The organism is Paenibacillus sp. NPDC101420, from assembly GCF_050277435.1.
Lineage (GTDB): Bacteria > Bacillota > Bacilli > Paenibacillales > Paenibacillaceae > Paenibacillus_AQ.
Map to the genome: position 1 here is coordinate 193020 of NZ_JBNNSE010000001.1, position 13092 is coordinate 206111.

10 protein-coding genes and 1 riboswitch are annotated in these 13092 nt (G+C 40.5%); all 10 genes read right to left on the minus strand.

Annotated features, from left to right (window positions below; all coding sequences use genetic code 11):
- Positions 1-66: 66 nt before the first annotated feature.
- Positions 67-1518, minus strand: a complete 1452-nt coding sequence (locus ACQKMP_RS00745; RefSeq protein WP_427468640.1) for a serine hydrolase domain-containing protein — start codon at positions 1516-1518, stop codon at positions 67-69.
- Between the two features lie 112 nt (positions 1519-1630).
- Positions 1631-3124, minus strand: a complete 1494-nt coding sequence (locus tag ACQKMP_RS00750) for an SMI1/KNR4 family protein (RefSeq protein ID WP_427468641.1) — start codon at positions 3122-3124, stop codon at positions 1631-1633.
- A 446-nt stretch (positions 3125-3570) separates the two neighbouring features.
- Positions 3571-3798 carry a hypothetical protein gene (locus ACQKMP_RS00755; protein WP_076285799.1) on the minus strand — a complete coding sequence of 76 codons (228 nt, stop codon included), beginning with the start codon at positions 3796-3798 and terminating at the stop codon, positions 3571-3573.
- A gap of 89 nt (positions 3799-3887) precedes the next feature.
- Positions 3888-5513 carry a DUF4179 domain-containing protein gene (locus tag ACQKMP_RS00760; RefSeq protein ID WP_427468642.1) on the minus strand — a complete coding sequence of 542 codons (1626 nt, stop codon included), beginning with the start codon at positions 5511-5513 and terminating at the stop codon, positions 3888-3890.
- Positions 5491-6081, minus strand: coding sequence for an RNA polymerase sigma factor (locus ACQKMP_RS00765; protein WP_379421683.1), 591 nt, complete (start codon positions 6079-6081; stop codon positions 5491-5493). The genes ACQKMP_RS00760 and ACQKMP_RS00765 overlap by 23 nt, the downstream gene beginning before the upstream one ends.
- Before the next feature lie 147 nt (positions 6082-6228).
- Positions 6229-7515, minus strand: coding sequence for an amidase (locus ACQKMP_RS00770; protein ID WP_427468643.1), 1287 nt, complete (start codon positions 7513-7515; stop codon positions 6229-6231).
- Between the two features lie 74 nt (positions 7516-7589).
- Positions 7590-8792, minus strand: coding sequence for an MFS transporter (locus tag ACQKMP_RS00775; RefSeq protein ID WP_427469194.1), 1203 nt, complete (start codon positions 8790-8792; stop codon positions 7590-7592).
- An 8-nt stretch (positions 8793-8800) separates the two neighbouring features.
- Positions 8801-10357: an ABC-F family ATP-binding cassette domain-containing protein gene (locus ACQKMP_RS00780; protein ID WP_427468644.1), complete on the minus strand. Its 1557-nt coding sequence runs from the start codon at positions 10355-10357 to the stop codon at positions 8801-8803.
- A 444-nt stretch (positions 10358-10801) separates the two neighbouring features.
- A complete protein-coding gene (locus ACQKMP_RS00785) occupies positions 10802-12112 on the minus strand; it encodes a voltage-gated chloride channel family protein (protein WP_042187964.1) in 1311 nt (436 codons plus the stop codon).
- A 68-nt stretch (positions 12113-12180) separates the two neighbouring features.
- Positions 12181-12242, minus strand: a riboswitch (Fluoride riboswitch).
- Between the two features lie 7 nt (positions 12243-12249).
- Complete coding sequence (locus ACQKMP_RS00790) at positions 12250-12969, minus strand: YebC/PmpR family DNA-binding transcriptional regulator (RefSeq protein WP_042187963.1); 720 nt, start codon at positions 12967-12969, stop codon at positions 12250-12252.
- Between the last annotated feature and the right edge of the window lie 123 nt (positions 12970-13092).

The window sequence follows — 13092 nt, forward strand, 5'->3', positions numbered from 1 at the left end:
ACTTTCCGCTGTACCAAACCAAATACGCTATACGCATTTTACCAATAAAGCGAACGAACAAAATGCTTATTTTCTGAGCGAGGCATTATATCGGTGAGTGTATACAAACCATGTAATGCTTGCTGTTAATAATGCCGACGAAATCAAAGCTGTAAGAATACTATATGTTTGCCAAATAAGTATCGTTGGCCAATCTAATGCACAGCACATTATACACAGGGCAATCGTAGCAATCAGCAAAATAGCTGTTACGATTATTCGCTTTTTTGTAATTGGCTGCCGCTCATTCGTTTTCCTTCTACGTAATCCTAAGATAAAGAACAGAACAGCCAATAGGCAAAGAATAATTGTGATAGACGATAAAATGATGTCCAAAAGCTGTGTGCCGCTTATTTCATATGACTGCGTTAGATTGCCGTCTAATATATCTTTAACTTTTAGTACCATGCTTCTATTGATATTTGCGCCGTTGGTCAGCAAGCAGACGGCTGTTCGTTCATTTGGCAGTATGATCACTTCGGTTCCAAAATTGGGATTTCCCCCGGGGTGCTCTATAATCGTTTGGTTGGCGTTTACCGTCCAGCCCGCCGCATAGTACATTTCGTTGACAGCCGGAACAGACATATCACCCTGATGTGATTTTTCGATAACCGTATGGAATATTTCGGGTATGTCCTGCACAATACCCATCTGTATGCCCATCCAACGCGCCATATCTTTTGTACAAGAAATGATGTAGCCTGCGGGTTTATTCCCGGAATAATCCGGCGCGTTATATGGAGTTGTCATAAAAAAGGAAGAACGGTAGCCCTGCGCCAACTGTCCGGTGGCTTGAGCATCTTCTTTATAAACATACGTCTGGTGAAGACCTAACGGCTGAAATACCTGTTCGCTCATAAAGTCTTCATAGCTTTGTCCCGACACAATCTCAATAACCAAACCCAATACGTCATAATTAACGGTTCCATAGCTATACTGTTCACCGGGAGGGAACGCCAACTCAGCATCTACCAGCATTTCCACAGTCTTTTGCAGCAAATCTGGTGTATTGCCTTGTGGAATATTTTGAGAATGCCTACTATTTGTTAGGCCGCTAGTATGGTGAAGAAAGTTATTGAGTGTAAGGCTTTGCATATCAACAGGTTTGCCTTGATATTTTAACGTAAACCAAGGTAAATATTTTTGGACAGTGTCAGTCATTGACAGCAGCCCTTGCTCCTCCAACAGCAGAATACCCATGCCGGTAAAAGCTTTACTGACCGAGGCCAACTCATATAGTGTATTTTCACTTGCAGACAATCCACTTTCACGGTCTGCATACCCGGAAGAAAAGTAGAACACTTCATCATCAGCAAGTATTGAGATTGACATTCCCGGCACACCTGATATGCGATGGGCATCATCCAACAACGTCTGTATTGCCGCAGATTGCGTATCTGACAACGACGCATAACTTTGTGTTGCGAATCCTGAGAATACTATAAGTATCGTTATTACACAAACAATAGTCTTTTTCATAAACTCTCCATTTCGAAAAAATATAAACAACGGAGACTAACCAATATGGCTAGTCTCCTTTCTTTTATAAAAATTTCCCTATTATGATAAAGCTCAGTGTAGGCAAGTTTCATTAATCTTTCCATGTTACCTGCCATCCATATGACTGAAGTTTAAAGTATTTATTAAACTCCGCGACTACGGACTTTGCGTTCTCTTTCGATGTTGCATGAAATATAGTTATATCGACTATATTACAGTCTGAAATTTCCTCCAACCCTTTAAGTCTTGATGCATCTACTCCAATCTGCTTTAGACTCATACAATTTTTGAGTATTGTTAAATCTCCGACCGGATAAGTGAATTGCTTTAATTTCTTCAATTCTCCTATAACCTCTATATGTGATTCATCTATTGCACAGCTATCCGTCTCAAAAAACGTTAGATTCTTTAAACCTTTTAAGAATGATAAATGTGGTATAGTCACTTGTTTGAGCTCTAGTTTTATTAACTTACTAAGGTTTGAAATATAAAGCAGGTCGCCAACCTCCATTTCTTCTAAACTTAGTTCCTTCAAATTTTTTATAGTTCCTATTAATCCCCTATCAATTGAGTTCATTCTACATAATCTCAAACTCTTTAATTTCTTTATATCTTTCAGTTTATGTATATCTTTTAATGGAAGTCCTATTAATGTTAGTTGCCTTAGCCCATCTAAAGAAACTAAGTACTCCAAATCAGACTCTTTAAAGGCTTCTGATCCTATCACAAGTTCTGCTAAAGAAGGCATCCGTTTAAGTACATCGAAATTAGTAATTTCATCCGCATGTATAATAAGTTCTTTAAGATTAACCATATGGGTTAAAATATCCAAAGATATTGCTCCGTATTTTTGAGCTTGATCAGCTCTAATAAATACCATTCTCTTTTTTTTCAATGTTTTTGAAGATACAAAACCACTCTCAACATCGTCTTTAAAATACTCTTCCCAAAATCCACTTACAGGGATAAGGCTGTTCTCTTCGATATCCATTTTAGTCAAAGCCAAAATATCATCCAACAAACTTCCACTTTCACGGGATAATATGATTACATCATCTTCTTCACTAATACCAATACTACTATTTCTGAGGCTCGAATCTATAAATTCAAAGAAATGTCCCAAACTTTCCGCAATAACATATGAAAAACTAGAATTGTGATCTATCGTTATAATTTGCCCATAAACGCCCTTTTCTCCGGGGTCTAAATCAATTGCCAAATATGAGCCTCCACCATCTTCGGCAAAAGGAATCCAACCTTCTCTGTAGTTCCCATCTTTTATTATATCTGGTTTGCTGGATATAATATCGTATGCTGATTCCAAAAGGGACTTCCAGTTGCTTACTATCGATTCAATGTTCATCCAACCAAGACCAGCCATAACGCCAAAAATCTGCTCTCCTTCTCCATTAGAATTCATGTATAACTTTCTAAAATCTTCTGGAAATTTGCAGTTCATCATGCTCTCAAAAAGGTTTATTTCTGATTCCTCAACTGCTGGATTCAGTAATTCCTCTACATTTGGTATATGTGATTTTAATGTCTCGATCAGTAAACACTCTTCTTTTTCATTAACTAATGACATATAGTGGCCCCCATTCTACAGAATCATAATAGTTTCAGTAAACGTCCTTGGTTGATCATCAATCATTTTGTTATGAACCATCTTCAACAGTTCCATCAATAATTAATTCTATCTTACATATGGAGCATCTATTTCCTGATTTAGCAATATCGTATCATGAATTTGTAAATATTGTTGTATTAAGTCATATAAAAAAACTAAGAGTCATCTTAGGGGCTAAACTCTATTATGATACTTTTTCCCGCGTTTGAACTTCAACTATCCTGACCTTTTGCTGAATAAAGGCAGCCGATCACATTGACTGACCGGCTGCCTTATCGTGTTTATTGAGCTATCGTTACCCGTCAGATCAATAAGAAAGAAAAACAGTATCCTCCTAATGTGACAGGAAAAAGCTTTACTTTGATCGTTGATACAAGGATCAGAAGGTTCAGAAGTTCAACGAATTAACAAGCACAAGTTACGTCTTTTAAATTTCGTATAGCAATAGCATTAAGTCGGAGCGCTTCTATGATTGAATCTCTTACTGCTAACAATTCAAATCTTTCACGACTGCCAATAGGCAATCTGCAAAGCAATGCTTCAATTCTTTTGAGACTTTCCTTCAGAACCACTCTTTGCTTACGCAAAGCATTCAAAGCTCTTTGAATTCTTCTCTTCTCTGCAGCAGTCATAAACTACCACCTCTTTTCGATTGTGATAGTATATGAGATGCGACAGAGCTCTTATCTGCTTGTACAATCCGGAAGGTAAATGATTGATTTTACTGCTTTTTGCTAGCTTCCATGATAGGAACGGACCAATCTACATTGGTGTACAACCGGTTGACTATCGTGCGTATTAATTGAAGCTGATCAGGGATCGTAGTAAGGCCAATTGCACGGAACTCAAAAAAATTCTTTTTGTTATTTGACTGCGATTCAACGATTACGATATAACCATCTTTCCATCCGGACCCATCAGTAGAATAAGCTCCTCGTCCTGAGAGAGGATACTCTTTACCCTCAAGATCCTTAAATATCCACTCACTGTTCATAAATTCATTTCTCAATCTTCCGCTAAAATGTAATGAACCTTCCTTCGTTGATCCATTGGTATCAGGCGGTGATTCCACAGTAAAATCATTTAACATCAGCTCATCTCCATCAAATGCAAAGGGGATCGGATGCTCCTTCAACTTGGATGGCTCAAACTGTACCATCGAACCATCCTTTTCTAGAATGAAATACCCATCGAGCACAAAAGTATACGGCGTATCCTGAGGCAAATATTTAAACGTATAGCTCCAATGCATAAGTCCAGGTTTATCACCAGGTGTCGAAGATCGTGACATTACACTATCCTTACTCGGCAATTTCCTCGCATTAACACTGTGAATCTCTTCACCCGCGCTATCCTCAAAATGGAACTTCACCCCTTGCTGCTTCCATAATTCACCTGGAGAACGGTTTAGCGCCTCATCACTCAACTCCGTATCAAATTCAAAACGAACACCTTGTACCATATGAGTTAATTTTTTCAAGGTGACTGTTAAACCATCCGGAGATGTGTAGCTGCCCGTTAGTGGAGTTGAGGTCGTTTGCTTATTCGCTTTTGTCATATCCATCGAAAAACTAAAGTTCCACTCGCCTTGAAGTGCAGGAATATTTCTGCTCTTGCTTCCCAACTCAGTAATATGACCTTCGACAATAATTTGATCGGTTTGCAGTGGCTCCGAGAAATTAGCAATCATATAGTAAAAATCGTTGGTAAATCCCATATCGTATAATTCTCCAACGACCTTTCCTTGATCATCTTTAACTTCAATCTTATTTCCTTCACCAAAACCCAAGCGATGTCTGTCATGCTTTCCATCCGGTCCGAACAACTGAAGAGCGACAATCACACGAGTAGGATCCGCTACAGCTTCATCTATTTTTATCGTATAGCCCTTATCCTTCACCTTAATATTAGGATGTTCTACTAACCCAAATTCTTGTGCACGTAGAAGGCCAATGTCCACATTATCTTTTACAAAAAGAGAACGTAAAGTCTCTGCCAATGTGGGCACAGAATATAAAATCACGGCACTCAGAACAATAAGTAACAAAGCCGCTCCCATGGCTATTCTTAGTGACTTAAGTATCTTCGGATTCTTTCGCTTCCTGTCAGGTACCGTTACTTTCTCTAGTTCTACGAATTCTATTGAAGCCATAACTTGAGCAGTAAAAGAATCTGGCAGCTTCTCTTCAAACAACGCTTGCGACCACTCCTCTTGTTCTTCTAATAGTGTATGATAGATTAAATTGCAATGGGCACAAGCAGCGATATGATCAACATTTTCAAAAGGTCGGGAGGTGGGTGTACTTAGGATGTATTGCTCGATCTCAAATGGACTTAAGCACTTCATCGCTCTTCACCTCCTGGTGTGTCATAATATGTTTCAATCGTTGTTTTGCACGATAAAGGTCATTTTGGATCTTACTTAAAGGGACCTCTAAGAGCGTACACATTTCTTCATAGCTTAAATCATTGGTATAACGAAGCAGCAAAGTCGTACGATAATTAGGTGGTAGCTTCTGCATTAACTGATGCAGCTCTGTGCGATGCTCCGATCGAATGAATTCTTCTTCTGGATTATCTGAAAGAGATAGTTCAGCAAGATCGTCTGGTAAGCTCGCAATAGGACGAGTTTTTTTCCACAAATCCTTCAGTAAATTAGTCGCGATGGTATACAGCCAAGCCGCAAAGTTTTTATCCAAATCATGTGAGGCTAGCTTACGATAAGCTTTTATAAAAGTCTCCTGAGTGATGTCTTGCGCGTCTTGGTGATCGGCCCCCATTCCTCTCAATAGGCCATAGATTTTATTCTTATATCGATTCACAAGATACGAATAGTCTTCCTTATGCCCATCCAGAACGTTTAGGATCCATTGCCTTTCTTCCTCTTTTTCAACTTTCGGTACATGTCCCTTCACCCTTAAGCCTCCTTGAAGCACGATACTCTATAGACGATCCCTAACAAAAAAACTCTCACTTTATACAAAAAAAGTGGGTCTTCAATTGTATTGAAGACCCACTCTGTTATCTAACCTCGAACATGCCCCATCTGCAGCCAAATAGGCTCACCCCAGTGCTAGTGATACAAGTCTACTCCAATATATAAGCTCTTCATCCTGACCGTAAGCCCCAATACATTGAAATCCTAAAGGCATGTTATGAATAGTGGCTGAAGGAATGCTCACAGTTGGCGCTCCTGCGTATGACCAAATGGCCGTCATTCCAGCCCATCCTGTCCGTGTTCCCCACAATGGAGCAGTTCCTGCTTGAGCGGGCGAGACCCAAATATCAATCCCCTCTGTCTTTTGAACATCCAGTAGATCATATCTCAATTTGATTTGTCCTCTACGATATCGCTCCAGTTCTTCCTCTTTGATGGTTTGACCTGATTCAATACCAGCACGCATCGCCGAACCATAGTAATCTTTATATTTTTCAAATCGTACAGCATGCACTTGAGCCATTTCCCCTTGTACTAATCTCAACATTGCATCCCCATAGATGAAACTATCTTCCCATGGCATCTTAACATTTTTTATGATGAAGCCCGCCTCTTCCAACTTCTTAATCTGGCTCCAAAAAGTATGTTTAGCGTCCTCTTCCAATAAAGTCATGAATACCCCTTCTGGAATACCAAGCACGGGTTTACGGTTAGATTCGAAAGTCCTCCATTCCGAGATGAGTTCTGAAGAGATCCGCTCCATGCTAACCATATCCTGTGTAAAAAATCCCATCGTATCAATTGAAGGGGACATCAACTGAACACCATCCAAAGGGATACGTCCATAGCTTGGCTTAAATCCAACAACACCACAGAAAGAAGCAGGTGCCATAACAGAACGTAAACTTTGTGTGCCTATCGCAAATGGACACATCCCCGTGGCAACTGCCGCTGCAGACCCTGCACTAGAGCCGCCTGGTGTATGATCCAAATGATGAGGATTACGAGTTGGGAGATGCCCGGCATATGCGAACTCTTCGGTCACCGTTTTGCCTGTGAACCATACTCCTTTTTGCCGCAGCTTTTTAATAAAACTACCTTCTGAACGTGTTAATTCCTGTGGAGGAAGATTTGAACCGGCACGAGTGGGCAAGCCGTCTATATGAATTAGATCCTTAACTCCTACTGGAACTCCGTATAATGATGGTTTTGGGAGCTCATGATAGGTTTGTCTTAGCAGCGCTACTTCACTCATGATTCTATCTGTTCTTTTCTCTTCCGATACAAAAGAATGGATGTAAGGCTCCAACTTATCATAACGATCTAAATGCTGATTAAGGAATAGCTCGAGTGATGAGTCAATTGGCTCTAATCCTTGGAACTGTGTTAAAGAAGATGTATGGATATACATACCTAACCCCCTCCACAATTTACCGAACTAAGATCACCCGGGCTATGATTGTATTTATTTGGAATAACTTCATGTTAATCGTAGTCCTTTGCTAAGGCAAGAAGTTTAATCACTGCATACAAGGCGCACATAATCACTACAATCCCTGCGAAAATAAGAATTGTCTCCACTTGGACACTATCAGCTAGCGGACCAAACAGCACCATCCCGAGTGGCAAAGCACATGAATTCGTTACTTGAACAAGACTAAATACCCTACCTTGCATATCCGGATCCACATTCTGCTGCAACAACACTGTCAAAGGAGCGTTAAAGCAAGGCATCGTTATACCAATCAACAAGTTAAACAATAGGTACATTGCAAACATAGGAGCGACGCCAAGTCCAACCATCAGCAAACCGTAGAGAGCACATGCTAGAATGTTGGTATGCATACGAGACTTAAAGCCGCCCCATGATGCGATTAGAACCCCTCCAACTAACGCCCCAGCACTGAAAGTCATCTCACTTGCGGTCAATCTCCATACTTCTGGACCAAAGGATCGACTCACCATTAGAGGGGTTAAGAAGGCGGCTGGACTAATTAGTATCATTACGACAAATAAATAGATTAGTAATTGCTTAATAAAAGCATGATCCTTTAGATACTTAAATCCTTCCTTAATGTCTTGTACATTCGATTTCTGACCATCCTCCACTTTAGCGTGAGCTGGAATAACGATTATACACATCATACCGATCCCAATAATTGCAGTCATCACATCGATAAAAAAGGCAGTTTCAATGGTACTAATCGACAGGATCACGCCACCTGCAGCTGGAGCCAGAAATATCATCAAGGATGAAATACTGCTGTTTACTCCGTTTACCTTCATAAGCTGATCTTTTGGAACAATTTGAGGTAGATGTGCGTTCACAGCAGGAACCTGTATGCCCGTACCTGCTGCTCGGATCAGCAAAATTAAATATAGCAACCAAATATTGTGATAACCCAACAAAAACATCACAGCGAGAATAAGTGTAGCGATCGCAATCATACCATCTGCTAGCATGATCATTTTTTTACGACTATAACGGTCGATCCATACCCCAGCAAACAGCGAGATGGCCATCTGCGGGAGAAATCCACAGACGGTTGATATCGTCATCATCACCCCTGAGGTAGTTGTTAGAGTGATATACCAAATAATCGCATATTGAACAAGCGAAGATCCAAATAAAGATATGGTTTGAGCCGTTAGAAATAGGGTTATTTTTCTTTTCCAATGGTCATTCATGGTTTGCATTAGTACTTAACTCCTTTATTGCTGGTTTCATCTCCTATGTTGAGCACACGATCAACCCATCCCTTATAAAATTGTTCTTCATGAGAAACAAGTATCACAGTTCCACTAAATTGGATTAGAGCTTTCTGTAAAGCATCTTTCGTTTCAGCATCTAAGTGATTGGTCGGCTCATCCATAATTAGAAAGTTATATTCTGAAAGCAGTAATAGGCACAGCTTAACTTTAGATTGCTCCCCGCCGCTGAGTGTACGTATTGACTGTGTTACAAGGTTATCTTTAACAACACACTGCGCTAGATAGCGACGTATTTCCTTTACTGTCAGTTTGGGATTATAAGCTGAAATCACCTGAATAGGTGTCATTGTATCGTCTTCCCAAGTTAAATCTTGCTCGAAATAACCCACTTTAACTTGTTCTGCGAACTGAAACCTGCCGGTAATCCCTTGGATCTCTCCAACCAATGTCTTTAGCAATGTTGATTTCCCGATTCCGTTGAACCCCGTAATCACGAGCTTTTGTCCACCGCGAATGGAGAACTTTAATTTAGGCAGCAAAGGCTTATCGTAACCTACGACTAAGTGATCCACTTTAAGGACTACTTGTGACATGCACGGAAGCTCCTTAAAGCGAATAGACACTTTGGAGACAAATGTCGGAGCAGCGATTCGTTCCATTCTATCCAGCTGTTTTTGGCGACCACGGGCAATTTTGGAATTAACACCTGCACCGTTTTTTCGAATGAATTGCTCAGTGGTTTCGATTTTTTTCTGCTGTGCATGATATTGCCGGATATGACTCTCTCGTAAATGTTCCTTCTGCTTCACAAAATCCGAGTATTTCCCGTGGTATTTTTTAATCGTTTCGCCCTCAATATCGCAAATACTAGTGGATATTTTATCGAGAAAGGCATAGTTGTGAGACACTACAATGAACGCTTGATTGAATGCAATCAGATACTCAGCGAGCCAGTTAACATGTTCCTTATCCAGATAATTGGTTGGTTCATCGAGTAATAACACATCAGGTTGTTCAAGTAAAAGCTTGGCCAGAATGACTTTCGTCCGTTGCCCCCCGCTTAACTGCTCGATGGGACGGTCGATTCCAATCGCGTTGATTCCTAGACCGGTAACCATCTTACTGATGTTGCTCTCCATTGAATAATAGTCTAGCGCTTCTAATCGTTCCTGGTAGTCTGCTGCCTTTTGTAATAACGTTTCGTTGCCAGTTACAGCGCACTCTTCATAGAGCTCATTTATTTTTCGTTCTAGTTCATATAATTCTGAGAAAGCCTGTCTTAAATAATTATGAACCGTACGGTTTCCATCCATGACAGCATATTGATCGAGATGACCGATTGTAATATTGGGCTGCCACTTTATCATTCCTTCATCCGGGATCACTTCGCCTGTCAAAATGCTAATAAACGTACTTTTCCCCGTTCCATTCTGGCCAACCACACCGACATGCTCACCCTTGTATAATTCCATAGAAACATTCTTGTATAGAACCTTATCGCCAAAAGCATGTGATAAATTAGAAACCTCAAGTAAACTCATTTCCTATTCCTCTTTTCTAAAATTAATTAAGAACGCAAAAAAAGCAGAAGACACTGCACCCTTAGGTGCAAGCCTTCTGCTTGTCAGTGCACGAATGAACGGCACAAACATATAAATGTCAGTGTAGAAACTGAGCAATATAACACAAAAGGCTGTAGACGAAAATTGTCTACAGCCTCTTAATCATTAACATCGGAAGATGGCGCAATCAAATAAGCATGAATAATCACACTAAAATGACCTAGCTATCTTTCGATGATATAAAAAGCGATTCGCTTTTCGATTAAGCTCCGGACAACGTTTCATCGTTTGTATCCGATTGTTCGGAGCAGCCTCTGGTATATAACTTTACAGTTTCTACATGAATCATGTTAAACCATCCCTTCGTTTGGTAACAGTTTAAAACGCATGCCGTTACTTGTCAACTTAGAACGGGAAATGTTGTTATTTTTTGCGAGGTCGTTTAACATTACTTATTCTAGTCCCTTGAGGAATTGAAATGAACTGGCTCTTCGATACACCAATAAGCTGTGAAGTATAAATACTACTATGTCCGGAGAATAAATAACTCACTACACAAGCGATGAACATGTATACAGCCCCCTCTGACCCGAACAGCTCAATCCCCATTAAAAAGCAAGCGATAGGCGTACTGGTAGCTCCACAGAAGACAGCAATGAATCCGAGAGCTGCCAGAAACGGTCCATATACATGTAAAATTCCAGCCAAAGCATTACCTAATGTGGCTCCAATCGCAAATAGCGGAGTAACCTCACCACCCTGAAATCCTGTTCCTAAGGTAAAGGCGGTAAAGATCAGCTTCCATAAAAAAGCGAAAGGAGAGACATCTCCCTCAAAAGAATCCTTGATTAATGGAATTCCGAGGCCTAAGTAATCACGGGACCCTACAAGGAATACTAACGCTATGATAATCAAACCACCCACTGCACCTTTTATCATAGGATTGCTTATCATGGCGGTGAAGATTCTTTTTAGTAAATGAGTCAGTTCACTGAAAAGCATACTCACGAGACCAAAAATTACAGAGGCCAATACCACTTTTAGAATAATCATTAAACTTAAGGTTGGAAATTCATTCACGACATAGTGAGTATGATGAACGCCCCACAATCGAGTGGTGACCAGATCACCAACAAAGCTAGCCACAAAACATGGAAGTAATGCCTGTTGGCTAATAAGTCCAATGGTTACTACCTCTAGACCAAATAAGGTTCCAGCCAGCGGTGTTCCGAATATAGAACCGAAGCCCCCGCTAATCCCGCACATTAACAGTATTTTGCGATCTAACGGGCTGATTTTGATTAATTTCCCAAACCACTCCGCGAGGCTTCCTCCCATTTGTACAGCTGTTCCCTCCCGTCCGGCAGATCCACCAAACAAGTGAGTGACCAGTGTTCCTAACAATACTAAGGGTGCCATGCGTAATGGAATGGTCTCTGTACCATCCTGAATTTGTTCTATAATAAGGTTATTTCCTTTAGCGCTGTTTTTTCCGTAACGCATATATAAGAAACTAACAAATACTCCCCCAAGAGGCAGCAAATAAAGTAGCCATGGATGCTCTAAACGTACATCTGTTACATAGTCTAAGCTTTTCAGAAAGAAAGCCGAGGCAGTTCCCGATAAGAGTCCAACCACACTTCCGAGTACAATCCATTTGATAAATGTACTCCAAAGTGCAAAATGACTTCTTTTCTTCACGAATTCATGCCATCGTGCAGACCATTGATTCATAACAGCAACTCCCAAAGTCAGTATAAATTAGTCTCTAGCAACAAAACAGACTCCTACCAGTGAAGCTCACTCTGGTAGGAGTCATTAGTCTGAAGAGACGGTTGTGGCGAACTCCATCGCCTTGTTATATGTTATTCTTAGTCCTCAGAATCTACGTTATGATACACTTGTTGAACATCTTCTAAATCTTCTAAGGCATCAATCAATTTCTCGAATTGAGCTTGTGCATCTTCAGGAAGTGTTACATAGTTCTGTGGAAGCATGTTCAGCTCAGCAACCGTAAATTCAGTGATTCCTGCATTCCTGAACACTTCTTGTACGGCATGGAACTGATCAGGTTCAGCATACACGATAACCGCTTCATCCTCTTCCAGTACATCACGTACATCTAGTTCTGCATCGAACATCATCTCAATCACTTCATCGGCAGTTTTACCTTCTACACCGATAACAGCCGTTGAGTCAAACATGTAGGCTACAGATCCGCTGACACCCATATTCCCGCCATTCTTACTGAATGTAGAACGGATCAAAGGCGCTGTACGGTTAACGTTATTCGTAAGTGCATCGACGATGATCATCGAACCGTTAGGTCCAAATCCTTCGTAACGAAGCTCTTCATAATTCTCATCACCGCTGCCTTTGGCTTTATCCATTGCGCGGTCAATAATGGCTTTTGGTACATTGTAAGTTTTTGCACGTTCTAATACAACCTTCAAGGCCCGGTTTGCTTCTGGATCGGGTTCACCTTTCTTGGCTGCTACATAAATCTCAACACCAAACTTTGCATAGACGCGACTTGTGTTGGCGTCTTTGGAGGCTTTCTTTTCCTTAATATTATTCCACTTACGACCCATATTGTTCCCGCTCTCTTTCAACATGAATTAAAAACAATTGTTACTTATTATACCCTTGATTAATAGCTCTAGTAAAGTGCGCTGGTAGGTTAATCCTCTAAGCTGTTACAATACACGCATAAA